Annotated in this window: 16 protein-coding genes and 1 tRNA gene; 9 read left to right on the forward strand and 8 right to left on the reverse strand. The window is 41.3% G+C overall.

The annotated features are described in order from the left end of the window. Positions 1-200 precede the first annotated feature (200 nt). From RB604_RS07885 to RB604_RS07895, 3 genes are read left to right on the forward strand one after another with little or no spacing between them, the layout of a single operon-like run. Positions 201-530, forward strand: coding sequence for a hypothetical protein (locus tag RB604_RS07885; RefSeq protein WP_025818967.1), 330 nt, complete (start codon positions 201-203; stop codon positions 528-530). Between the two features lie 47 nt (positions 531-577). Continuing rightward, complete coding sequence (locus RB604_RS07890; RefSeq protein WP_025818966.1) at positions 578-2,734, forward strand: TonB-dependent receptor; 2,157 nt, start codon at positions 578-580, stop codon at positions 2,732-2,734. Continuing rightward, positions 2,731-3,204, forward strand: a complete 474-nt coding sequence (locus RB604_RS07895; protein ID WP_007478748.1) for a DUF4625 domain-containing protein — start codon at positions 2,731-2,733, stop codon at positions 3,202-3,204. Before RB604_RS07890 ends, RB604_RS07895 begins: the two co-directional genes overlap by 4 nt. Before the next feature lie 116 nt (positions 3,205-3,320). On the opposite strand, the gene RB604_RS07900 is transcribed toward RB604_RS07895, so the two are convergent. After that, positions 3,321-3,394, reverse strand: a tRNA-Pro gene (locus tag RB604_RS07900). 346 nt (positions 3,395-3,740) lie between these two features. On the opposite strand from RB604_RS07900, the gene RB604_RS07905 reads away from it, so the two are divergent. Together RB604_RS07905 and RB604_RS07910 are read left to right on the forward strand one after the other, a co-directional pair. Further along, positions 3,741-4,607, forward strand: a complete 867-nt coding sequence (locus RB604_RS07905) for a helix-turn-helix domain-containing protein (protein ID WP_005925883.1) — start codon at positions 3,741-3,743, stop codon at positions 4,605-4,607. A gap of 15 nt (positions 4,608-4,622) precedes the next feature. Continuing rightward, complete coding sequence (locus RB604_RS07910; protein ID WP_005925880.1) at positions 4,623-7,337, forward strand: ATP-binding protein; 2,715 nt, start codon at positions 4,623-4,625, stop codon at positions 7,335-7,337. A 17-nt stretch (positions 7,338-7,354) separates the two neighbouring features. On the opposite strand, the gene aroB is transcribed toward RB604_RS07910, so the two are convergent. Continuing rightward, positions 7,355-8,416: a 3-dehydroquinate synthase gene (gene aroB, locus RB604_RS07915; protein WP_007478746.1), complete on the reverse strand. Its 1,062-nt coding sequence runs from the start codon at positions 8,414-8,416 to the stop codon at positions 7,355-7,357. An 81-nt stretch (positions 8,417-8,497) separates the two neighbouring features. Here aroB and RB604_RS07920 point away from each other — a divergent pair, with 81 nt between their 5' ends. The 3 genes from RB604_RS07920 (at position 8,498) to cls (ending at position 13,416) form a co-directional block, all read left to right on the forward strand. Next, complete coding sequence (locus RB604_RS07920; RefSeq protein ID WP_005925875.1) at positions 8,498-8,902, forward strand: hypothetical protein; 405 nt, start codon at positions 8,498-8,500, stop codon at positions 8,900-8,902. 74 nt (positions 8,903-8,976) lie between these two features. Beyond that, entirely contained in the window at positions 8,977-11,790 is a 2,814-nt protein-coding gene (locus tag RB604_RS07925) for a TonB-dependent receptor (protein ID WP_007478745.1), read from the forward strand. A 186-nt stretch (positions 11,791-11,976) separates the two neighbouring features. Next, on the forward strand, positions 11,977-13,416 hold the full coding sequence (gene cls, locus RB604_RS07930; RefSeq protein WP_044093795.1) for a cardiolipin synthase: 1,440 nt from the start codon (positions 11,977-11,979) through the stop codon (positions 13,414-13,416). 38 nt (positions 13,417-13,454) lie between these two features. Here the strand turns inward: cls and RB604_RS07935 are convergent, their stop codons facing one another. Genes RB604_RS07935 through RB604_RS07945 form a run of 3 tightly spaced genes read right to left on the reverse strand, consistent with a single transcriptional unit; the run spans position 13,455 to position 15,437 of the window. Next, a complete protein-coding gene (locus RB604_RS07935; RefSeq protein WP_005925865.1) occupies positions 13,455-13,988 on the reverse strand; it encodes an RsmD family RNA methyltransferase in 534 nt (177 codons plus the stop codon). Further along, positions 13,979-14,770 (reverse strand): DUF3822 family protein, encoded by a 792-nt coding sequence (locus RB604_RS07940; RefSeq protein ID WP_007478743.1) that lies wholly within the window; start codon positions 14,768-14,770, stop codon positions 13,979-13,981. The genes RB604_RS07935 and RB604_RS07940 overlap by 10 nt, the downstream gene beginning before the upstream one ends. Continuing rightward, on the reverse strand, positions 14,751-15,437 hold the full coding sequence (locus tag RB604_RS07945; RefSeq protein WP_007478742.1) for a hypothetical protein: 687 nt from the start codon (positions 15,435-15,437) through the stop codon (positions 14,751-14,753). Before RB604_RS07945 ends, RB604_RS07940 begins: the two co-directional genes overlap by 20 nt. 97 nt (positions 15,438-15,534) lie before the next feature. Between RB604_RS07945 and RB604_RS07950 the strand changes: the two genes are divergently transcribed. Next, on the forward strand, positions 15,535-16,953 hold the full coding sequence (locus tag RB604_RS07950; protein WP_005925856.1) for an ATP-dependent DNA helicase: 1,419 nt from the start codon (positions 15,535-15,537) through the stop codon (positions 16,951-16,953). Between the two features lie 131 nt (positions 16,954-17,084). Here RB604_RS07950 and RB604_RS07955 read toward each other — a convergent pair whose 3' ends face one another. From RB604_RS07955 to RB604_RS07965, 3 genes are all read right to left on the reverse strand, one after another. Continuing rightward, positions 17,085-19,100, reverse strand: coding sequence for a glycoside hydrolase family 97 protein (locus RB604_RS07955; RefSeq protein WP_007478741.1), 2,016 nt, complete (start codon positions 19,098-19,100; stop codon positions 17,085-17,087). Positions 19,101-19,294: 194 nt separating this feature from the next. Continuing rightward, on the reverse strand, positions 19,295-23,638 hold the full coding sequence (locus RB604_RS07960) for an endo-beta-N-acetylglucosaminidase (protein WP_229103556.1): 4,344 nt from the start codon (positions 23,636-23,638) through the stop codon (positions 19,295-19,297). Positions 23,639-23,708: 70 nt separating this feature from the next. Then, on the reverse strand, positions 23,709-25,583 hold the full coding sequence (locus RB604_RS07965; RefSeq protein WP_005925848.1) for a SusD/RagB family nutrient-binding outer membrane lipoprotein: 1,875 nt from the start codon (positions 25,581-25,583) through the stop codon (positions 23,709-23,711). Positions 25,584-25,592: the final 9 nt, after the last annotated feature.

Consider the following 25,592-nt stretch of genomic DNA (forward strand, 5'->3'; position numbering starts at 1 on the left):
GATACGATAATAATTAATGTACCTGCAAAAATAAGGATTTATTTTCGCATAATTCGATTATCGGAGTAACAGATATCTTAATATACCTATCTATTGGTAAATTAATGGGTATTTTATGAAAATACAGGTAGCATAGTTGCATATATAGACCCGGATATATATCTTTGTGCCATTCCCTTTATGATGTAAATAAAGACCCGGTGAGAAGAAGCATTAGAAAAAGAGTCTGCATTTCATGGTTGTTGCTTGCAACATTCATGCCTTTCTTCGTGGTGAAAGCATTTCACCATCACGAAGCGGAAAATGCCGTGTCTGCTTCTTGTCCGGATACTCATCATTCCCACCATTCGCATAATGCTTGTGATGATTGTGCTGTCTGTAAATACTCTCTTTCTCTTTTTACGGAAGCCGATTCATCCGATTTTATACTGATATTGCCGCTCGTCCCTTATGAGCGGGTTACTTATCCGGAAAAGATAGCATATGCGCTTTCTTATTCCCATTATCTGCGCGGACCTCCGGTAGCATAATTACTTCTTATTTCTTTCACAGTATTATAAACAATAAATTGTAAATGATGCGTATCGGATTTATTTCGGGCGTGTTAGGTGTATTCTTTACCCTATGCGTCCATGCGCAAAAGTCCGATTCAATACAAAGTGTGTCTTTATCTGAAGTGGTTGTTACGGAATCGTACCGGCAATATCAGATGAAAAAGACGGCACTTACGGTTGATGTGGCAAACAAGGACTTTTTGCGGAAAAACTTTACCGGTAACTTGATGCAAGCTATGGCTAATATTCCAGGTGTGCAGGCAATGGATATCGGAGTCGGTGCTTCGAAACCGATGATCCGGGGAATGGGATTCAACCGGATTGTTGTATCGGAGAACGGAGTGAAACAGGAAGGGCAACAATGGGGAGCAGATCATGGATTGGAATTGGATGCTTTTAATGTAGAGACCGTCAGTGTGTTGAAAGGGCCTTCTTCCTTGCTTTATGGAAGTGATGCTATGGGAGGGGTAATTGATATTCAACAGGCTGCCTTGCCTGTTGCCGATCAGTTTTTCGCGGAAGCGGCGCTTTTGGGAAAAACAGTGAATGGTACGGTGGGCGGTTCTCTTATGCTGGGCTTTAAAAAAAATGTATGGTTTGCCAAAATCCGTTATTCCGAACAGCATTTCGGGGATTATCGGGTACCGGCGGATACGGTGGTTTATTTGACTCAGAAAATGCCGTTATATGGGCGGAGGATGAAGAATACGGCCGGATTTGAGCGGAATGTCAGTTTTTTTACCCGGTATCATCGGGGTGGATATAAGTCGGATTATATGGTGAGTAATGTGTTTCAGAAGAACGGTTTTTTTCCAGGGGCACATGGGATTCCCGATATATCACGGTTACAGGATGACGGGGATAATCGTAATATAGAATTACCCTTCAGTAAAGTGAATCATGTGAAGTTTACTACCCATCAGCAGTATGTTTGGGAAAAGGTACTTCTGTCAGCGGATTTGGGCTTTCAGAATAATCACCGGGAAGAATGGAGTCTGTTTCATACACATTATGGGACACAATCACCGCCCGAACAAGATCCTGATAAAGAGCTGGCTTTTGAACTGAATACTTTTAGCACTTCGGTCAGGTTACGCTTGTTCGGTTTTTCTTTTTGGGAGCATACGGTCGGTTGGGATGTTCAACATCAACGAAATGCGATCTCCGGTTATGCCTTTCTGTTACCGGAATATCATCGTTTTTCTACCGGCTTGCTCTGGCTTACCACTTATCGTCCCAACAATTCTTTTTCTGTTTCGGGAGGGATACGCTATGACTACGGTGCGGTTCATATTTCGTCTCATGAAGACAATTATCTGGCGACTTATTTAATAGGACAGGGTTATGATGAGGAACAGGTGGAGTCTTATCGTTGGAACAGTCATAAAGTAAACAAGCGGTTTGGTGATTATTCTCTGTCATTAGGAATGGTATGGAATCCGGTTCCGGTGCATCTGTTGAAAATAAATATCGGTCGTAGCTTCCGTTTGCCCGGTGCCAATGAATTAGCTTCCAATGGAGTACATCATGGGACTTTCCGTCATGAACAGGGTGATGCTTTGTTGGCTTCCGAGCAAGGATGGCAATTGGATACTTCCTATCTTTTTGAACGTCGGGGCGTGTCTGTTTCTATTTCTCCGTATGTCAGTTGGTTTAGCAATTATATTTTTCTGCACTCTACCGGAGAATGGTCTGTGTTACCTCATGCCGGACAAATTTACCGGTATGCGGAAGCAGAAGCTGTGTTCGTCGGTTTGGAAGCAGCGTTCAGTGTCGATTTTTTTCATCGGTTCAATTATCGTTTCTCCGGCGAATATATCTATACTTATAATTGTGACGAGCATATTCCACTGAGTTTTTCACCTCCTGCTTCCATGCGTAATGTGTTGACATGGAGGAAGAATCAATTTGCCGTTTATGCAGAGTGGCAAGCCATTGCCTCTCAAAATCGGGTAGATCGTAATGAAGATCGCACTCCGGGAACTGATTTGTTCCATCTTGGTGGAACAGTAAATCTTCCGGTTGGAGGAACAAAAGTTGAAATAACACTGACAGCCCGGAATATATTCGATACCCGACATTACAATCATCTCAGTTTCTACCGGAAGATGGAGATACCAGAACCGGGACGGAACTTTCAGTTATTAATTAAAATACCTATTAAACGATTATTAAAATGAAAACAAAAAATTATTTCATAGCCATACTGGCGATTTCCGCAGCTACATTTTTTTCTTGTGACAATAATGATAGTGATACCACTAAACCAGTGATTGAACTACATGAACCGGCTGAAGGGCAAGCTTTACTGATCGGCTCGGAAGAAGGTGTGCATTTTGAGATGGATCTTTCGGATGACGTCATGCTGAAGTCTTACAAAATAGATATTCATAATAATTTCGATCATCATTCGCATGGAAGAACCAGGGTAGAAAGAGGTGGAACAGCTTTTTCATTCAACCGTTCATATGATGTTTCCGGTCAGAAAACTGCACACATACATCATCACGATATTGTAATTCCTGCAGATGCAACTCCTGGGAATTATCATTTGATGGTGTATTGTACGGATGTTGCAGGTAATGAAAGTTATATTGCCCGTAATATTGTGCTTAGTACGACGGCATCTTTACATGTACATGAAAAATGAGTAGGAACAGGCGTTTGTATCGGGCCGGACTTTTCAAACTGAGCCTGATCCCAAATGTGTTCCACTAAAAAATAAATCAGCCACTTACTTGATTGTAAATGGCTGATTTTCGGTAGTCGGGATGACAAGATTCGAACTTGCGACCACACGCCCCCCAGACGCGTACTCTACCGGGCTGAGCTACATCCCGAATTGCGGATGCAAAAGTAGTACTTTATTTTTAAATAGCCAAGAAACGCATGAATAATTTCTTCCTAAAAATGTTTTGATTTGATGATGAGTGAATGGTTGATCCATAATTTCTGCTGTAAAAGTATTATTTTTGAAGTGTTTTTCATTCTGATTTCAGAAGTTTATAAAGAAAAATGTTATTATATATTATAGGATATAAACTTTAAATGTTTCGTATTTGTTTATGAAAGAATGTAAATAGTATGTGCTTTTTTTCTGTAATGTGATACCAAAATTCTTGTATTTGTACCCAATAATCAGCTATATTATATTTTTGCATAAATATTTTAAAGATAAATTAGTGAATGCCAAATAGTAAAATAAAAGGATCGTTAGAAATCAGTGTCCTTGGCGATGAATTCAAAATCTGCAGAAATTTGAAGTATCTTCCTTTGACAACTTATCCTTCTTATATCCAGACGGGGCTGATCGTTTTCTGTTTAAAAGGCAATGCGAATATTAACATATATGATAATGAACATCTGTTATGTGAAAATGAATTAGCTGTCTTTTTCCCGGGACAGCTTGTGTCGTTTACGAATTTTAGTGATGACTTTATAACGCTTACTTTTATTCTTTCATCCTCTTTTTATGAGGATGTTTTGAGCGGGGTACATCGTTTTTCTCCTCATTATTTTTTTTATATGAGGAGTCATTTCTGGTTTTCCTTGAATGAACGTGAAGTGGCTGGGTTCAATATGTATTTTGATCTGATTTCGAACCGGATAAGGCAGAGACAGGGGCCTTACCGGAGAGAAGCTTTGATTCATTTGCTGAGATTCTTCTATCTTGATCTGTATAATACTTATCTTAATGATTCTCTGTTGATGGGAGGGCATAAGCCGGATGCACGTAAAGAAGAATTAGCCGATCAGTTTTTTAAACTGATAATGGAGCACTACAAAGAAAACAGAGAGGTAGCTTTTTATGCCGATAAATTGTTTATTACTTCCAAATATCTGTCTATGATAATCAAGGAAGTAAGCGGTAAAACGGCTAAAGATTGGATAACTGAATATATTGTTTTGGAAATTAAGGCGTTGCTGAAGAACTCTACTATGAATATCCAGCAAATTGCTATTAAGACAAATTTCGCCAATCAGTCTTCATTAGGACGTTTCTTCAGGAAACATACCGGTATGTCGCTCTTGGAGTATAGAATGCAGAAATAAAAATGAATAAAACAAATGAAACAAGCAGAAAAGATTTGGAAACGTAGGTGGAGGACAGTATGCGGAATTATATTGTTGCAGGTTTTCTTATGTCCTTTGTTTGCTACAAACCTGCAACTGAAAGACGGAGGAATTCTTATTGTTAATGCAAACTCAGACCTTTCGCCACTGTGTAATCATATTATCAGTGAGTTGATTCATAGTTTGCCGGTAGAATACAAAGGTATGGCAATTTCACCAGAGAACCTGAATTTGGCACAGGTGTATGACGAAATGCAGATGGATACAGTGCGAATGAATCTGTTTACCAAATATGAAAATAAAATTCCGGCACTCGTTATTATAATGGGCGGGAATACTTGGATGTTGATTCATGAAGAGTTGGAAAGGCGATGGAAAGACACTCCGGTAATTCTGTTTACAGAAAACAATTATGTGGGGCCCACCAGCGTTTATTACCAAAAAATGGCTATTCCACGTGGAGAACAGATACCATTGCGAAGTATCATAAACGGGCACAATGTGGTTTTAGTATATGCTCCCTATTATATAAAGGAGACAATCGATTTGATGTATGGGCAGATTCCCGATATGAGTGAGTTGGTATTCATCTCGGATCGTCGATGGTTTAGTGCTCAGTGCAGGCAGGAGGTAGCAGAAGCGGTGGTGAAGTATTTTCCCGATTTGCGATTACGTTTTTTTACAGAGGGGCAAAAGAGCATGGAGGAAATAGTGAGCTATCTTAAACGGACTGATAAAAATACAGGGGTATTGTATGCAGCATGGGAAGTGCTTGATATTCCTTCTTCCAATACGTCATTATTGTCTGCACGTACTTATAAACTGTTGAATCAGTATGGCATGCAGCCTGTATTCACATTGGGCGATATGAATGGGAAAACGGGATTGGTAGGTGGCTATTTTTCATTGTCGAAAGATATAAGTAAGGCAATAGCGGATGTCAGTATTAAAATTCTGAATGGAAGCAAAGCTTCTGAGATACTGACTACAAAAGTGAATGCCGGTCCTGTTTTTAATTATGAAGAATTGCTTAGAACCGGGTTGGAGCCTGGTCTTTGTCCGTCGAATACCTATTTTTATGATAAACCTGCAAATTTCATAGAGCAGTACAAGTATATTTTGGGTGCTGTTTTGCTATGTATTGTTTTCGGAATAATTCTTTTGTTGGTTCGCATCCATTTCTTGAGTAATATCCGTAGGATACAGGCAAAACAGATCTATTTAATGAGCAATTATAATGATCTGTTTAATGATATGCCTCTTGTTTATCTGAGATGCCGGCTGATAAGAGGAGAGGATGACAAGGTAAATGATTATTTGATTATAGATGTTAATCCCAGCTTCGAAAAACATTTTGGCAAGAAAGAAGAGGCCTTAGGTAAACGGGGAAGTGTACTGAATAGTTCCGAAGTTTTCGCCTGTTTAAAGAAGTATATGGACGTAGCAGGGCGGGAACGTAAAACAGTGTCTTTTCCTATGCATGCCAGAAACGGGCACGATTATGACGTTCTTGTTATGAACTCCGATACTCCGGAGGTGATTAATGTGTTCTGTGTGGATACTACCGAGCTTATTCATACTCGTCAGTCATTACGGACCATTAATCATAAATTGTCTATGGCACTCGGTATTGCAAATATTACTCCTTGGAGATGGAATCTGGTAGAGAACTGTATTTGGTTTGATGGTAACAGAGAACTTAGGAGTGGTGCCACATCGGAAATGAAAGAAGACTCTTTTGCTATGCCTGTATCGGAAATAGTAAAGGGAATTCACAAAGACGATTTAAAACGGGTAAAAGAGGCTTTTCGTGATTTGAGAGACGGGAAAAAGCAGAAAGTGAACGAAAAACTTCGTGCACTTACTGTCCCTTATACGGATTATGACTGGCTGGAGGTTTGGGCAGCTGTTGATGAAACGGATGATGCGGGTAAGCCATTGACCCTTATCGGTTCTGCACTGATTATAACCGACAGGAAAAAGATGGAGGAAGAACTCATTGCCGCCAAGGAAAAAGCAGAAGAGGCTAACCGGCTTAAATCTGCATTTATAGCCAATATGAGTCATGAAATACGTACACCGTTAAATGCCATTGTCGGTTTTTCCAGTGTACTCGATTCTGCCAAAAGTGAAAAGGAACGCAAAGAATATTTACATATCATCGAACATAATAATCAATTATTGCTCCAATTGATTAATGATATTATTGATCTCTCGAAAATTGAAGCGGGGACATTGGAATTTGTGAATTCGAATGTTTATCTGGATGATCTGATGCAGGAATTGGAAAGAATGTTTCGTCCGAAAGCGGAAGAGAAAAAGCTGGCGTTACAGTTTGATGATTTGCATATGGAATGCTATGTAAATGCAGACCGGAACAGGTTGATGCAGGTAATGAATAACCTGCTGTCCAATGCTATTAAATTTACCTCCGAAGGAAGCATTCATTTTGGCTTTTCCCGTTTGAATAACGGCATGCTCCGCTTCTATGTTGCCGACACCGGATGTGGCGTTCCGGAAGAGTATCGGCAGAAGATATTCGGACGTTTTGTGAAGTTGAACAGCTTTGTTCAAGGCATTGGTCTGGGATTATCTATTTGTGATACGATTGTCCGGTATATGAATGGGGAAATCGGTGTTGAATCGAATAAAGGCAAGGGCTCTGTGTTTTGGTTTACAATACCTTATCAGGAAGTAAAAGGAATATAAAGAGGATTCTATCCTCTTTATATTCCCATACATTCCCGATAGAAATCAAACATCCCGAAAATCTGATCTTTGTCGGCTGTTTGATTGATACTGATATCTCCGATTTCTTTCAGCAAGGTGAAGTTGATTACTCCGGCAGTATTCTTTTTATCGTGCAGCATCAGAGCATAAAGTTGTTCATATTGCTTGCAATCAAATGTAAAACTGCCGTAATTCTCTTTTATAAATTGTATTGTCTGCCGCATCTTCTCTTTAGGAAACCCTGTTTTGAGATGCGATAGGTATAGTTCGCAAACAATTCCCCATGCCACTGCGTACCCGTGAAGTACCGGACGGTTTTCTGCCAGTGCCAGACTTTCGAATGCATGTCCTACGGTATGTCCCAGATTCAGAGCTTTACGGATGCCGTGTTCGAAAGGGTCTTGCTCTACGATATTTTCCTTCACTTGTACAGATTCTCCTACCAGTTTCTTCAGATACTTATAATCAATGAGATCGGTATTGAAATTAAGAAGTTCCGCCCAGTGAGCCTCATTGCTGATGAGCCCGTGTTTCAGCATCTCGGCATATCCCGAGAAAAAGTTCTGGGCATCCAGACTGCGTAGAAATTCTGTTTCAATCAATACACTGTCCGCCGGGGCAAATACACCGACTTCGTTTTTCAGACCGTTGAAATTAATTCCGGTTTTTCCTCCTACTGATGCATCTACCATGGCGAGCAAAGTAGTGGGAACATTGATATAAGCGAAACCTCTTTTGAAAGTCGCGGCTGCAAAACCTCCCAAATCCGTCACCATACCTCCGCCCAGATTTACCAGAAGCGAATGGCGGCTTGCGCCTTTATCACTTAAAATCTGCCATACGGAAGCCAGTGTTTCCAATGTTTTGTGTACATCGCCTGCCCCGATGGTTATTTCGATGGCGTCTTTCAGAAAAGAAACTTCCCTCATCTGAGGCATACACAGGCGATGGGTCTGTTCATCGGTCAGGATGAACAGACGGTCGTGCGGGCATTTTTCAATGGCACGGCCGAGGCTGACTTCCAGGCTCTCGCACAGGATAACTTCTTGCTTGCTCATAATTCGATTTGCTTTTTATGCTACAAAAGTATATAAAAAACTTTTTTTTGCTTACTTTTGTCTCATTAAAACATCAAATCAATGAAAGCATTACTACCTGTATACTGTCGCCCTTTGGGATATGTAATTCTGATCGTGGCTCTTTTTCTCCCTTTTATTCTTGTGATGATGGGAAAGGTAACCGATACCAATTTACTGTTTTATAAAGAATGTACCAAGCTTCTGATGATTGTAGGCGCGCTTATGATCCTTTTTGCTTTCTCAAAGAACGAGAGCCGGGAGACCGAACAGATACGTAATCTGGCCACGCGTAATGCCATTTTTCTCACTGTGCTGTTTGTCTTTGGCGGAATGCTCTATCGGGTGGCTACGGGAGATTTGGTGACGGTGGATACCTCTTCCTTCTTGACTTTCCTTGTTATTAACGTCCTTTGTCTTGAATTCGGGATGAAAAAGGCGATGGTGGATAAAATATTTAAAAGATAATTGTAACCTCATTAAACCTTTTGCGTTGACAAGTGTCAAAAAAACAATTGTCACTACTACAAACGCATAGACTAATGAAAAAATTATCGATCTGGATGGTACTGTTGTTACTATGTACCCTCTCTGCATTTGCACAAAACAAAGTGATCACCGTCTCCGGACGAGTGGTTGAAGAAGACACGAAGGAACCTGTCGAGATGGCAACGGTTCAATTGTTAGCATTGCCGGACAGCACCCAGGCAGCCGGTATCACTACACAGAAACAAGGTGCATTTACACTGCCTAAGGTGAAAGCCGGAAAGTATGTGTTGAAGATTTCTTATATCGGATTTATTACTCAGAATATTCCTCTCCAATTGTCGGAAAAAGCTCCTGCAAAAAATGTGGGTACCATTGAATTGCAGTCCGATGCTGTGATGTTGAGTGAAGCGGTCATTACGGCTGAGGCACCTCCTGTAACGGTAAAGGCGGATACTACAGAGTACAATGCTTCTGCTTATCGGGTGGCCGAAGGGGCCATGTTGGAGGAATTGGTAAAAAAGATACCCGGAGCAGAAGTGGATAAAGACGGGAAGATCACTCTGAATGGTAAGGAGATAAAAAAGATCATGGTGGATGGTAAGGAATTTTTCTCTGATGATCCCAGTGTCTCAATGAAGAATTTACCGGCTAATATGGTTGAAAAGGTAAAAGCCTATGATAAGAAGAGTGATATGGCCCGTATTACAGGCATTGATGATGGTGAAGAAGAAGCCGTGCTCGACCTTACTGTAAAGAAGGGGATGAAGAAAGGATGGATTGGAAATCTTATTGCCGGTTACGGTAGTGATGAACGTTATGAAGCAGGTGCGATGGTCAGCCGGTTTAAGGATGATGCCAGTATTTCGATTATTGGTGCTGCTAATAATACAAATAATAAGGGATTCTCTGAATTTGGCGATGCCGGTCAGGGGCTTGGTGAAGGTAATGCCGGTTCGGGTATCACTACGGCGCGTTCTTTAGGTGTTAACTTTGCAAAAGACACGAAAAAGGTACAAGTAGGAGGTAACGTTCAATATGGTTATTCTGATAATGACGCCCGTCGGAAGAGTTCAACGGAGACATTTTTGGGAGAACAGTCTTCGTTTGGTGCCAGTGAAAATACGTCACGTCGTAAACGGCACGACTTGCGTGTGGATTTTCGCTTGGAGTGGCGGCCGGATACACTTACTACGATTATTTTTCGCCCCAGTGGCAGTTATTCGAAAACAGACTCGGAAAATGCTTCCGGATCGGATACCTGGAATAACACCCACGATCCGGTAAATGCCAAGATATCTTCCTCTTCTTCCAACAGTAATAATTATTCGCTTAATGGAAATCTGATGATGTTTCGCCGCTTGAACAATAAAGGACGTAACATACATGTGGGAGCACGTTTCGGATATAGTGACAGTGAGACGGACAGTTATTCGGAATCCAGTACAGAGTTTTTTGAGTTAGACAGTATTTCGGATATAGCACGCTATACGAACCGGACGAGCGACAGCCGGAATTGGAGCGTGTCGGCTTCTTATACAGAGCCGGTATTTAAGAACCATTTTGTTCAGTTGCGTTATGAGTTTGCACACCGGAAACAATTGGCTCAGTCTTTAGTTTATGATAGTATAAATAAGTATCCATATCCCGAATATTTTGAGCGGGGGTATGATAATGAATTGAGTACGAAAGTGGAAAACTTCTATGATACGCATACAGCCGATCTTTCAATCCGGGGTATCCATCCTAAAATGATGTATAGTGCGGGGGTAAGCTTAACTCCGCAATCTTCGTTGAGTGAAACGACAATCGGTCCTAATTCCGATCGTCATTTACCTCAGCAAAATGTGTTGAATTGGGCGCCGTCTGTTATGTTCCGCTATATGTTTAATAAACAGCATGTATTAATGTTCCGTTATCGTGGACGTAGCAGTACTCCGAACATTGAAGATTTGCAGGAAGTAATCGATATTACCGATCCGATGAGTTTGAAATATGGTAATCCCAATTTGAAACCTTCGTTCAATAATACTTTCTCTCTGTATTACAATAAGTTCACTCCTGAAAGTATGCGTAGCTATTCATTAAATTTGTATTATTCGAATACGTTGAATTCTGTTGCCAATAAGATGACTTATGATCCGCAGACGGGTGCACGTACGTACAGGAAAGAAAATGTGAATGGTAATTGGAATGCCCGTGGATATTTCTCGTTCAATACTCCGTTTAAAAATAAGAAATTTACGATGTCTTCCAATGCCAATGTCCGTTATAGCGATGCTGTGAGTTATACTACGGTTGGTAAGGATAAGAGTAACCAGGAGTTAAGTACGACTCATAATTTTGCTGTGGGTGAACGTCTGACAGGTAATTATCGTTGCGATGCTTTTGATGTGTCTCTCAATGGATCGGTAAATTATAATCTGGTACGTAACAGCAAACAGGAGAATAGTAATCGTGAGACTTTCGATTATTACGTGGGTGGTAATACGAATGTTAATCTTCCTTGGCAGATGTATCTCTCGACTGATATAAATTGTCGTTTTAAAAGTGGATATACAGGTGGCTTCAATGATAACGAGCTTATTTGGAATGCACAGATATCCAAGAATTTCCTTAAAAACAATGCAGCGACTCTTCGCTTCAAGATTTATGATATCCTCAAACAGCAGACCAACCTGAGTCGTTCTATCAGTGAAACGCAGATGAGCGATACGGAGTATAATACATTGGGCAGTTATTTCATGGTGCACTTTGTATATCGTTTCAATACGTTGGGGGGGAAAGCTCCCGGACGTCGCGGTCCGGGTATGGGCCCCGGCGGTGGTAGAGGTCCCGGCGGCCACGGTGGCGGAAGACTACGTTTCTAAACTTTACGCATAAAAAGAAAAGAGGTTCATGACTTGTAAGTTATAGTTGTGAACCTTTTCTCTTATCGTTTTTCCGTTGTATTAAAATTGATTTTGTGTTTGCAATACATCCGGATGTTTTTTATATATAATCATTAATGAAAAAGATGCTTTGATATGCCGATCCTTTTATCTACATTTGCTATTATGATTGATTGGAATATCATATTTAGTCAAATAGCAACAGTAGCTTTCGATATCATTTATTTCGGAGCCATTATCGGTACGATTGTCGTTGTGATTCTCGATAATCGTAACCCGGTGAAGACGATGGCCTGGATTCTGGTATTGATGTTTCTCCCTATCGTAGGACTGGTGTTTTATTTCTTTTTCGGACGTAGCCAGCGTCGTGAACGGATCATTGGGAAAAAAAGTTATGGACGGCTATTGAAGAAGCCGATGGCGGAATATCTGGCTCAGGGTTCTTCTGTTTTGCCGGAAGCCTATGAGCGGCTTATTAAGTTGTTTCAGCATACCAATCAGGCTTTGCCGTTTGAAGGGAACAGGGTGGACACCTATACCTCCGGATATTCTATGTTGCAAGCTCTTCTGAGGGAACTGCAGAAGGCGGAAAAGCATATTCATATGGAATTCTATATTTTCGAGGATGATGCCGTAGGACGGTTAGTGCGCGATGTTTTGATCGGGAAAGCACGTGCCGGAGTTGAAGTGCGGGTTATCTACGACGATGTAGGATGTTGGCACGTGCCGAGTGCTTTCTTTGAAGATATGAGGGGAGCCGGTATTGAGGTGCGTAGCTTTTTGAAAGTACGTTTCCCGTTGTTTACGAGTAAAGTAAATTATCGGAATCACCGTAAGATTGTCGTTATCGACGGGCTTGTGGGATTTGTAGGCGGTATGAATCTGGCCGAACGTTATATGCGGGGATTTTCTTGGGGAATCTGGCGTGATACACATATAATGCTTCAGGGAAAAGCCGTACACGGTTTGCAAAGTGCTTTTTTGCTTGACTGGTATTTTGTAGACCGTACGTTGATCACCTCTTCACGTTATTTCCCGAAGATCGATTCGTATGGTGATTCATTGGTGCAGATTGTGACGGGCGAGCCGATAGGTCCTTGGAAAGAAATTATGCAGGGGTTGACGATGGCTATCTCCGGTGCCCAAAGGTATTTTTATATACAGACTCCCTATTTTTTGCCGACAGAGCAGGTATTGGCGGCGATGCAGGCTGCGGCATTGTCCGGAGTGGATGTCCGCCTGATGTTGCCGGAACGTGCCGACAACCGGGTTACTCATTTGGGTTCCCGTTCTTATTTGGCAGACGTGCTCCGGGCGGGTGTGAAGGTTTATTTTTATAAGAAAGGCTTTTTACACTCCAAGCTGATGGTTTCGGACGATATGCTTTCTACAGTCGGATCTACCAATGTGGATTTCCGCAGCTTTGAACATAATTTTGAGGTAAATGCTTTTATGTATGATATGGTGACTGCTTTACAGATGAAAGAGATATTTATGCTCGATCAGAGGGAATGTACACAAGTGTTCCTTAAAAACTGGATAAAACGTCCTTGGCCTCAGAAAGCAATGGAATCGGTGGTAAGGCTGCTGGCACCTTTGCTGTAAAGAATAGGCAGTGAACCAAACAGCCTGTTGACGTGATTCTACTTGAAGAATGAGAAGTTGACGCTTCCATACACCCTTCTTTCTACGAAATGCGGATGATCTTCAAAGTTATTTTGTTTACCATGTTCCAATACGAAAAGTCCGTCTTCTTTCAAAAGGTTGTTTTTGAATATCAGCTCCGGCAGGGTTCCGAGTTCTTTTAACTCATAGGGGGGATCGGCAAAAATGAAGTCGAACTGTTCGCGTCCGCCGTTAATAAATTTGAATACGTCTCCACGGACAGGCAGGCACTTTTCTGTTTGTACCTCTTTCATTATTTTACAGATAAAGGCATGATGTTCCCGGTCTTTTTCTATACTGATCACTCTGTCGCATCCACGGGATATCAGTTCAATGCTGATGCTGCCTGTTCCGGCAAACAAATCAAGGGCAGTGACGCCTTCTTCAAAGTCGATATAATTAGATAATACATTGAACAGATTTTCTTTGGCAAAATCTGTGGTGGGGCGCGCTTTGAACGTACGGGGTACGTCAAATCTTCTTCTTTTGTATATTCCGCTGATCACTCGCATGTTAATAGGGCTTGTATGTCAATATTAGTCTCCGGATTCATAATAAATACCTGAAGGATGAATTTACGTAATTCTGTAACCAGATTTTCTTTGTCGGCCAGAATACCTGTGAGATGAAGTTCGTCCCGTTCCTGATCGAAGCCGAGTTGCTTCCATATATAAAGCAGATAGTAGATACGGTCGGCGGTTTGTTCACATTCAAAAGAATTGGCCAATAACAAATGTCCGCGTTCGTAGCAAAACAAATCCATTGCATTCTTACGCAGGGATACGTACATCTTTTTGCTATTGCCTAACCGGCTTTTAGTTGAAAAGTATTCGTTTAACGGACTGGCTTGCGAATAGAACCGGGCTTCGGGATATTGCTCTTTGAGAAACAGATAAGCACTTCTGTCCATTCCGAATATGACAGTCACGTTGCTTCTTGACAAAACATTGTGCAATACTATTTCATTTTCCTTTGGGGAATGGTTGTGATAAAACAATATTCCGGCTTGTTCTTCTTCGAAAAAATCGGTAGGAACATGCGTAAAGCGTTTGTCTGCCATGAGGATATTTACCCTTCTATAAGGTAAAGTGAGAAATTCGGTTTCACGGAAAAACTGTTTCAGATTTGCCGTTAAGGACAATGAAGCATTGGTCTCTTTTTCAAAAAAAGAGAGCGAACTTTCGTGAATCGGATTGTAGATAGAAAAAGAAAATCCATCCGTACTGAGACGGATGGATAATGTATATTGTTCCGATTTACTAAAGTCGATTTTATTATTCCCAGTTTCCTGCACCGTTATTAGGACTTTCAATAGAACCTACCATCAAACCACAGTATTTACCTAATTTAGTCTGAAGGTCTTTCAAGTTAGCAATTTCCTGTTTGTCAAGGCCACCCAGATAAGTATCGTATGGAGCTTTTACTTCGAACATGAAAATAGGAGCACCCGATTTAGCTGTATCGTTTTTGATAGCCATTTCAAACTGAGCACCACCTCCGAAAGGAATGTATCTCATAGAATCCGGATTAAAACCTTTTGGATAGATTGTGTCCAATACAGCTACCCACATTGTATCACGTTTAAAGTTTTCCAGTCCAAGCTTCTTAACTTCGCTGTAATTACCGGTTTTCTTAGCTTTATTGATGATATTCATTGCTTTTTTCTCAGTCATACCTTCATCCAGCTGCTTGTCTGTCAACTCACCTACTTTATATAAGAAAGGAAGCTTTTTATTTTTAACAAAATCAATCAAAGTATCAAAGCTTGCCGTATATTGACCTTTGTTAAGATTACGAAATTCCATCTGTGCTTTACGGATGTCAATCAGGCGGGCAATAACAGCTTGATCTCTTTGCTTTTTAGCTTCTTCAAAATTGATAGGCCCCATGATGCTGGTGTAGCAGATGTAGATTAAAGCAAGCGCACACAGACCTAATACGATATTAAATACTGTTTTCATGATAAATATGTTTTTTTTAGTTGTTATATTCGCATCGCAAAATTAAAATAAATAAATCTAAATTCGATGGTTCCGAGAACTTTTTTCTCGTACAAAAATGATAAATAACTATTTAGAAAGGCAAATTAAGGAAAATTTTCCTTATCAACCAACTTTTGAGCAAGAAATAGCTGTAAAATCTCTTTCGGAGTTTTTGCTTTCGCAAAGCAATGACGCAGTGTTTGTGCTGCGTGGGTATGCCGGAACCGGTAAAACGTCATTGGTGGGTGCATTGGTTAAGACAATGGACAAATTGCAGCAAAGGTCTGTTCTACTGGCTCCTACGGGGCGGGCGGCGAAGGTGTTTTCGGCTTACGCAGGACATCCGGCATTTACTATCCATAAAAAGATATACCGGCAACAGTCTTTTTCGAATGAGACCGGTAATTTTTCTATAAATGACAATCTTGCTACACATACTTTATTTATAGTAGATGAGGCTTCCATGATTTCCAATGAAGGGTTGTCTGGGGCAATGTTCGGTACAGGACGGTTGTTGGATGATTTGATACAGTTTGTCTATTCCGGTACGGGATGCCGTTTGTTATTGATGGGCGATACGGCTCAGCTTCCGCCGGTGGGTGAGGAGTTGAGTCCGGCGCTTTTTACGGACGCTTTGAAAGGATACGGTTTGGAAGTGCGGGAGGTCGATCTGACACAGGTAGTGCGACAGGTACAGGATTCCGGTATTTTATGGAATGCGACCCGTCTTCGTGAATTGATTGCGGAAGATGAATGTTATTCTCTTCCCAAGATTCGGATTTCCGGATTTGCCGATATAAAGGTAGTACCGGGGGAGGAACTGATCGATACACTTACTGCCTGTTATGAGCGGGACGGCATGGATGAGACAATTGTGGTTTGCCGTTCCAATAAACGGGCCAATATATATAATAAAGGTATAAGGGCGCAAATTCTCTATCGGGAAGACGAACTGAATACCGGTGATATGTTGATGGTGGCAAAGAATAATTATTATTGGACGGAAAAAAGCAAGGAAATGGATTTTATTGCAAATGGAGAGATTGCTGTGGTGCGTCGGGTTCGTCGTACGCGCGAGCTGTATGAGTTTCGCTTTGCAGAGGTCGTATTGACATTTCCCGACCATGAAGATTTTGAGTTGGAGGCCAATTTATTGCTGGATACACTTCATTCGGATGCTCCGGCTTTGCCGAAAACGGAAAACGACCGTTTGTTCTATAGCGTGTTAGAGGACTATGCGGATATTCCTGTTAAGAGGGATCGTATGAAAAAGATGAAGGCTGACCCGCATTACAATGCTTTACAGGTGAAATATGCATATGCTGTCACCTGTCATAAAGCTCAGGGCGGTCAGTGGCAAAATGTTTTTCTTGATCAGGGATATATGACGGATGAGTATCTGACACCCGATTATTTTCGTTGGTTATATACGGCTTTCACTCGTGCTACTCGAACGTTGTATTTGGTCAATTATCCGAAGGAGCAGTGGATATAGTGGTGATTTCTATGTGGTCTGTTGTCGATAGAAGCGGTGCTGTTGATTGGTGGTGGCAAATATAGAATGCGATGGTAAATACAGAAAAGGGAGATACTTTTACGAGTGTGCAGTATCTCCCTTTTCCTTAACTATTTTTCAAGCGGTATGAAAGTAATGGCTTGTCCTCCGCCTTTTGCCATGCGGATAGAAAGAGTATCATCGGTTGTCACCGTTTTCTCTAAGATTTCGTATGAAGTAGGATTGGTTTCCCAATCGGCATTTGCTCCGTCGGCATAGATTGTTGCTTTATACGTCTTTCCTTTTTCAAGGAAATCCAGTTTGATATCTGTTGTACGTGCTTCTTCGTTAGTTGTGGCTCCCAAGAAATATTTGTCCTTTGCTTTACGGACGATTACTACAAACTCACCGGGTTCTCCAGCCAGAGCTTCCGACCAGTCACAGTCGGCGTCGAAATCACGGAAGAATTGAAAAGCAGGATGTCCTTCATAATTTTCTATCATGTCCGCAGCCATTTGGAGTGGGGAGTAGATTACCACCCAATTGGCAATCTGCTTGGCTAATGTTGTATTGACGCGGCAGTCCTTGCTATCCATGCTATTCCACTTTTTCCGGAAAGGTGAGTGCTTGGCCCGTTCATACAGGATGTCGAAGATTCCCGGTGTATAATCCATCGGGCCGCTCAGTAATCTGGTGAATGGCAGCAGTTCGTGATGGGAGGGCGGATTTCCCGTACTCCAGGCGTTCCACTCCATTCCCCGTGCACCTTCACGCGTCATCATATTCGGATAGGTACGGCGGATACCGGTATCCTTGATCGGTTCATGCACATCGAGGGTAGTGTGATATTTGGCAGCTGTTTTTACTACGTTCCGATAGTGGCGTACGTTGTATTGCCCATGATGATTGTGTCCGGCAGGGAGCCCTCCGGCGTAGCCGGTTTTTACCGAATGTATGCCTAAGTCTGCATACCATTGGTAGGCTTTGTCCAATTGATTCTCGTAATTCGGAATATTACCGCCAGTTTCGTGATGACCGATTATCTCTATTCCCTTTTCCCGGGCATAACGGGCTGTTTCTTGCAGGTTGAAATCGGCATATGGCCGGGTGTAATCGAAGTTTTGTGTGCCTCCCCAATTTTCCCATCCTTCATTCCAGCCTTCAAACATCACCGCTTCAATGTGGTTGGCGGCGGCAAAGTCGATGTATCTTTTGGCATTTTCTGTTGTTGCGCCGTGGCGGTCATTGATTACCCAGCTTTCCACTCCCAAATGCATGCCCCACCAGATACCTACGTATTTCATCGGACGTATCCAGTCGGTTGTCTCCAATACGCACGGTTCATTCAGGTTTAGGATTAATCCCGAATTAATCAGCCCGACGGCTTTCGGAGCAATTTGTATGGTCCTCCAGGGAGTTTGGAAAGTTCCACCTGTGATTCGGGCTTTTACACCGTCCGGCCAGGGAGCCAGTTCCGATTTCAGCAGACAGTTGCCTGTATTTTTCAAGGTCATTTCGGGGAAGTCGGTCAGTGCCGCTTCGTGTATACTGGCATATATATTTCCTGTTTTGAATGTCATGGGCGTGTTGGCATTGTCTATTTGGCTTATGGGCTGTGTGCGGTATAGCAGTTCATAGGTGTCGAAACTGGCCGGGATTGACCAGGATGTTCCGTCTTGTGCAATATTGAAGGAGGTCAGTTCATCCGTGATAAACAGGCTGTCCGCATCGGGCACCTGGTATTCGTAGCGAAATCCTATACCATCATTGAATACTCTGAATCGAAGGGTTAGCAGAGTCTCTTTGGTGTCTGTCAGATGTACAGCCATTTCATTATAATGATTGCGTATTGATTTATTTTCTCCCCACGGTTGTGTCCATATTTCATCTTTGGAGTCGAAATCTGTTCCGGTAATGTGGAAATCTTCTGATAGGTTGATTCCGTCTCTGGCTTCGAAACCGAGAATGGAGGGAGCAATAAATGGGGTATCATTAACAGTGATATGGTAAGCCATTTGATTGCTGTCATTCAGGTAGAAAGCAAGTTTGATCGTATTATCGGGAGAGTTGATTTCTGTAGGCCGGGGACGGGTACAACTACCCAATACGCATATAAATGCAATGGAGATAAAAAGGGCTTTTTTCATTCTGTTTTTGTAGTTTATATTGTTTTACAAGTACCTTTATGATAAAGGTCAATCACTCATTGTAAGTGGTGAATTGTGCTTCAAATTTATTAAAAAATTAATAATAATGCTTGTATAAAGCAGAAAACCTACCTTAGTAAAAAAGAACTAAGGTAGGTCTTGTTTTATAGATTTATTATCTCTCTGAAAGATGATTACTTAACAATCACCTTAACCGATTCTAATCCGTTGTTACCTTTTGTAATGAGCAGATACATGCCGGAAGAGATATTGTTCATCTGAATTTCCGTGATGTCCTTAGTCACAGGTTGTTGTATCAGTACTGTACCGTCTAAAGCTATTAATGAAACTTGTTGGACATCATCAGTCGTTATGTATAATGTTTCGTTAGCAGCTACAGGATTCGGATAAACATGTACTGTACTTTCTTTCAATTTAGTATCTTCAACGCCTACAGATTCGTTTTTGCCTTTTTTAGATACAGCTAATACTGTAGGATATGAACCGCTTTGTTTACTGTTCAATGTGATGGATACTATTTTTTTGGAGGGATCGGCCGTAACAGTTTGTTCGAATAGACGGAATTCGAAACGTTCGTCAATATCATCGGCATTGAAATCCCAACCATTCTTTTTAGTAATAATACGGCTTAAACCATAATAAGCTTCTCCTTGTCCGGATGAAGCACTCCACCAGTCGCCGATACTGAATGTTTGTACATCTGTACTTTCATCTTCATAATTTACCGTTACTTCTAATTTGGAAGTACCATTTGCACTAATGCTTAGTAAATATAGTTCTTCTGCTTGCTGGGCTGATACAAATTCCAAAGTTATAGGAGAATTAGTCGTTTTCAAAGTCGCGGCATTGAGCGCTGTGTAATCCGCCAGTTGGTATTTTATACCGGAATTTGAGGTTAAGATACCATCATTAGGCAAGCTGCCTTCTTTCTGGATATCCTCGTTGTAAAGAACCCATCCTTGGTCATCCAAAACCATTGTACTATGATCGACAGCAGGTTTTGCCTCTGCTACCACGTCTGCATTAAATCCTGATTTGATTGTGACCGGAGCCATTACCGGAATGGCTTCAGCTAACTGTTCGTAGGCTTCCACTTCGGCCAATGATGGATAGAAATAAACATTTAGGTTGCATACGATGGCCAAATATTTGCATTCTTTATATTCAGGAAGGATGTATTCCAGTTCAGAAACTTCCTGTAAGTCAGAGAAAGTTTTGAGGGTAGTCCAGGATTTGGCGTCATTACTTATTCTAAAGCTGATTTCATTATTTACTGAACCTTTATTGCCATTGTCATTCTCACCTTGATTATTATCGGGGATATATACTTTTATCTTAGAAAGTTTCCATGTTTCAGTCGCTTCAAATATAGCCCAGAAGTCATCTTTGTGTGAAGATGGATTCTCAATTACCATCAAGCCTTCTTTGCCGGTATTTCCGTCTGTTAAATCAACCGTCGTGTATTCATCATACTCTGCTTCAAACGAATAGTCGGATTTATATTGACGAAGTTGGGCCGTCATACCGGATAATATATTAGGGGCTTTTTCAGAATCGATGGTCACTGTTACTGTTCTTTCTTTATAAGCACCGCCATTATTTACGGTTACTTTGATTTGTGAACCACCTATTGCATTCGCTCCTGTTACAGGAATATTGAAGACGCCTTTTTCTGTATCTTCTGTTATCTCACCAATCGTTACAAAAGCATTTGATGGAATTGCCGTACATGTGAATTGTTCTGCTCTTTCATCTCCGTTCAGATTGTAATTAACAACAAGAGTTGCGGTTTTTCCTGCATTGATATTCATTGTGGCAGGTAATTCCACAGTCATGTTATTGTCATCCTTACCATATACTTCGAATTCCCATATACGGATAGTCATACCTGATTCAGAGTATGGATTAAGTTTGATGTAACGTGCTTTGACCGGAGCAATAAAATCGGATTTTACATCATCTTTTTCACGTCCGGTTTCATCTACCAGAAGTTCCCAGTTTTTAGCATCGTTGCTGACGTAGATTCGGTAACTGTTAATATTCTGGCCTGTTTCCGGACCGGAGTTACAATCGTATATTTTGAATCCATATATTCTATAAGCTCCTTCTAAATCGATAACAGTCCAATGGTCGGAACTGATATTACACCATTTTTGGCTGGTTGAACCTGGCCGTGTTACCCCATCGATGATGTTCTTGGGAGTTTCATTATTATTGGTTGAACCGCTGAAATCTAAGATTGTTTTTTTCAGTGCGACATTCTTTACTTCACCAATTTCGGCTTCTTCCATAACATCAACCACTTCACTGGTCGTTTCGGACGTACCGATTACATTGGTAGCTTTTACTGTAACTTTTTGTTTTCCGGCAGCCAGACATTTTACGGTAATAGTGGCATCAGTAAGATTGCCGGCGGTAAGCTGCAATGACGAAGGCAGTACCCATTCGTATGCGCTTGGATTGCCTGTACCTTTGGCTGTAATGGTTACTTCTTCACCTACAACTGCATAACTTTTGCTTAACTTGAATGAAATCTTAGGGGCTGTTGCTTTAGGATATTCTACTTTCAATTTGTTTGCAGCACCTTCGCTCATATCTTTTAATACCGGTACTACGGCGATGTTTACATATGCATCGTTACCGTTCCTTTCGAATGTCGGGATGTAAAAAGCTTCGCCACGAGTTTGTCCGACAAGTTTTTTACTGCCATCTGCTAATTCGGTATAAATGTCAAAATGTTCGAAATCTTCGTTTGTTGTAAAGTCCCAAGTTAAACGGATATCTCCTTTTTCTTCACCTAAAACACTTGTAGTATTCAAATTAGTGACGGTTGGGGCTACTGGTGCATAGTTGGCAGGCAACATTGCCAGCTCGCCTAATAAAGCTTCGTATGCAGCCACTTCCGAAGTAGCTTTAAAGTTTAGTGCTATAATATAAACTGTTTTTCCTTTCAATGCTGACAGATCATATTCGGCTACTTTCCATCCGTTTTGGTCAGTAATGGTCGGATTGCCTAAAGTGATCCAAGCGCCATCTGTTTTACTTTCAGTTCCGAGTTTCACTTCGATAGAGTTTTCTGTGTTGGTTTTATAAACCAGACGGAACTTACCGCCATTTTCTACCGGAATCATGGTCTTGTATAGGCGTGTGAGGTGATCACCTTGAGTTAGTGTACCGGAGATTTTGATACTGGTACCAAAATTATAAGCGTCATCCCAGTTTATTTTTGCTTTTAAGTTTCCTTTATTTTCGATCCACCAACGCCATGTCGGCATGATACTTTGAACACCGCTATGATACCAGTCTTGTGTATTCATCTTTTCGCCGTTGACAAAACGGTGTTTACCTACACCCGTGCTGAAAGAAGTGACAAACGGCATAGAAGTGATGACGGAACGTTCCAAAATACATCCGGAGAAACCGGGCCAACTGTTTCGCTCGCTTACATCTGTCGGATCGCCTGCACGGTTTACCCACATGGTTTCTTCGTTTTGGAATGTTTTTTCTATTGCAGCGTATGCTTTTTCACCACAGTTGTTCTGAGTGTCCAGAATATCTTTCACATTGTCTTTCCATACGCGTTCTTCCGGACAGAATAAATCGAGAGAACCTACATGCTCCGTTTCTTTGTATACCGTACGCATGGCACTACCATAACCGGTTAGTCCGGAGTTTACACATTGTACACCACTGTAGATTTTCTGCATCACTTCTTCTTCTGTACAGTTTAATTGGCTGGCATAACTGCGATAATCTCCTACCGAACCGTATTCCAAGAATTGCGAGGTGTTAGGGTGTGCATTCAAGATTGATGTATTTGGATAACCACTGGCATTGTACCATTGGATTTCCATTTGGGTATCACCGTTTTCATCTGCTATTTTGTTGAATTCTTTGACGAATGCTACCCATTCGCTTGTACTTCCACCTCCGGTTTCCTCATTGATGAACCATCCGTCAAATCCCATATATTTAGCTATTTCATACAGTTTGATAGCATAGATATATTTGCCGTTTTCAACAGTTAACATCTGGCGCACCCATTCTTGTGTACCTCCAAATGCAGAAGGCGGGAAGAAAACTTGTCCCAACATCTTTACACCATTCATGTGAGCGGCATCGATAGAGGGTGCGGGAGGAGGAATAATAATACCTTCCGAAGCAGATCCTGCCCAATATACAACTTTGTCCATGTATTGCCAATAAGTAGGTTGATAACCGGTAAAATTGTTTGCACCTTGAGCTGGGCATAGACTACAAGTATGATACAAAATGGTAGAGTTACAAACCTGCCCTTCATAGAACTGGAATTGATTGGCTTTAATCAGCTCTGGCTCTTTAAATCTTTTTGCGTATTTTACGGTACTACGATTGAATTTTGCATCCGGGTCTGTTTCCGGAGACCAGTTTTTGATATCCTCTGGGTGCCAACAAGCACCATAAGGCTGCTGCGCGTGTACATTGCCTGCAAAAATAGAGGCAAACAACATTAGTCCAAGTAGCTTTTTTAGATTCATGATAATAAAATTTAATAGGTTTGATTTGGTAGAAACAACTATAATGAATTGTTTCTACCGTTTTTTATTCTTACTGTAATAATTTATTGGTTATTGCTGAATGAAAGTTGTTGGGCTTTAGGCGATTACCATTTGAATCGTTAGTATCGGCTATGTCCCACCACAGGCGTGTGCCTTGTGTGTTTTTCGCTTTCAGATCCGCATTCTCTACGAAATATTGATTGGAAGCTTCACTGTTTGGATATAATAGGCGTTTGATCGTTTTTCCTTGTGGTACATCACCGCCTGATTCGTTGGTCAATTGATTTTGCAATGCCGGATAGTCGGTTCGTCTGAATTCTGCCCATCCTTCGTTACCATTAGGGAATACGGCCAGCCATTTTTGTGTAATGATCTGTTCCAACATGGCTTCTTTGTCACCTCCGCTGAAGGGGTTGTTTCCTTCCGAATATATTTTTAAACCGTTAATATAAGAGGTTGTAAAGTTTGGATCTATCATGTAATAATCCATAGAGGCTTGAATACCGGCACGGAAATAGTCTTCTACTCCCATGGTCAGATCGGCGCCATTCCATCCTCTTAATGCTGCTTCTGATTTCAAGAATAAAGATTCTGCATAACCTAACCATACTGTCGGACGGGCGTAGTTAAACCAATATTTTGGATTTAGGTCTTTTATACCATGGGGTTGTGTACGAGTGATGCTATAATTAAGCGGAGACATGGATATATCCGGTTCTTGAGCACCACGCTTGCAACCTACAAAATCTTCACGTAAGCTTTCTTCGCCGGTGGCAATACCGTTGGTAGTCATTTTGCTTCTGTACCAGGATACCAGGCAACGTGGGTCTATGATTTTGGTGATATAACCGTTTCGCCCTTCTTTTATCTGATACTCTTCACCGCCGGTACTGAGATTACGATAAAATTGTTCCATATCCCATGACATTACACTTTCGCCGTTATAGGCTACACTACACATGGCAAGTGCATTCTCATTACCTCCGTCATCGGTACCTCCCATATCTATAGGTGCATATTTGGGTACTGTACACATATTATCTTCATTGCTTAGCATTAATCCGTATTGATTGTTCAATGCAGCTTCTCCTTCTTTTTGTGCACGTTCCGGATCTATATTGGATATGCGTAAGGCCATTCGCAAGCGGAGTGTATTGGCAAAACGCAACCATTTGTAAGTATCTCCGAAATAGCAGATATCATCTTTTGTAATGGAGAACTGTGATACATCTTCAGGATCAATGCTGTCTACGGCTTGCTCCAGAATACGGAACATCGCATCGTATACTTCTTGCTGCGTTTCATATTTTACGTTGTTTGTTTCAGGAATACGCGCTTGTACGTATTCTTTGAATGGCATATCACCATATGTATCAGTATTGGCCAAAGCTAAGAACGCATAATAAATACGTGTAATATAGAACATATTGGTATATCTTTCCGGAGTTTCATTGAACTTGAAAGATCTTAGTAACGTTCGGTATTCGGCACTTCTTTTCTGGTAAAACTCACTCCAACGTTTTCCCGACCAGCCATCAGCGTATTTGTAATCCGGGCTTGATTTGGCATGTTTGGGCTGGTTGTTTGCTACATAGCCGGCGTAAATATCATGGCTCAAGTTGGTGGTAATCTGATATTCCGCATAATATCCTTCGTATAAGAAATTGCGGAAAGTAGAACTGGCAGCCATTAAATCTATTTTGTATGCCGCAGAATCTTCTTTGGTCACCTCGAAATTAAGATTAAGATCGTTATATTTGGTACCATCGTCACCTGTATCTGTATCACCGCCACTGACGGAATTATCCGGTAACTCATATGGATTCTTATTCATTTCGTCCAAGTCATAACAGGAAGTTGCCAAGAACAAAGTCATAGAAGCGAGTAGCGTCTTGAATATGATTGATTTATTATATATAAACATGGTTATCTT

Source organism: Bacteroides salyersiae, from assembly GCF_031172035.1.
GTDB lineage: Bacteria > Bacteroidota > Bacteroidia > Bacteroidales > Bacteroidaceae > Bacteroides > Bacteroides salyersiae.

Coding starts and splice junctions, on each gene's coding strand:
- RB604_RS07950 (WP_005925856.1), top strand. CDS start 15,535: ATGATAAATAACTATTTAGAAAGGCAAATTAAGGAAAATTTTCCTTAT.
- RB604_RS07965 (WP_005925848.1), bottom strand. CDS start 25,583: ATGTTTATATATAATAAATCAATCATATTCAAGACGCTACTCGCTTCT.
- RB604_RS07920 (WP_005925875.1), top strand. CDS start 8,498: ATGAAAGCATTACTACCTGTATACTGTCGCCCTTTGGGATATGTAATT.
- RB604_RS07925 (WP_007478745.1), top strand. CDS start 8,977: ATGAAAAAATTATCGATCTGGATGGTACTGTTGTTACTATGTACCCTC.
- RB604_RS07960 (WP_229103556.1), bottom strand. CDS start 23,638: ATGAATCTAAAAAAGCTACTTGGACTAATGTTGTTTGCCTCTATTTTT.
- RB604_RS07945 (WP_007478742.1), bottom strand. CDS start 15,437: ATGAAAACAGTATTTAATATCGTATTAGGTCTGTGTGCGCTTGCTTTA.
- RB604_RS07905 (WP_005925883.1), top strand. CDS start 3,741: ATGCCAAATAGTAAAATAAAAGGATCGTTAGAAATCAGTGTCCTTGGC.
- RB604_RS07910 (WP_005925880.1), top strand. CDS start 4,623: ATGAAACAAGCAGAAAAGATTTGGAAACGTAGGTGGAGGACAGTATGC.
- RB604_RS07895 (WP_007478748.1), top strand. CDS start 2,731: ATGAAAACAAAAAATTATTTCATAGCCATACTGGCGATTTCCGCAGCT.
- cls (WP_044093795.1), top strand. CDS start 11,977: ATGATTGATTGGAATATCATATTTAGTCAAATAGCAACAGTAGCTTTC.
- RB604_RS07955 (WP_007478741.1), bottom strand. CDS start 19,100: ATGAAAAAAGCCCTTTTTATCTCCATTGCATTTATATGCGTATTGGGT.
- RB604_RS07935 (WP_005925865.1), bottom strand. CDS start 13,988: ATGCGAGTGATCAGCGGAATATACAAAAGAAGAAGATTTGACGTACCC.
- RB604_RS07890 (WP_025818966.1), top strand. CDS start 578: ATGCGTATCGGATTTATTTCGGGCGTGTTAGGTGTATTCTTTACCCTA.
- aroB (WP_007478746.1), bottom strand. CDS start 8,416: ATGAGCAAGCAAGAAGTTATCCTGTGCGAGAGCCTGGAAGTCAGCCTC.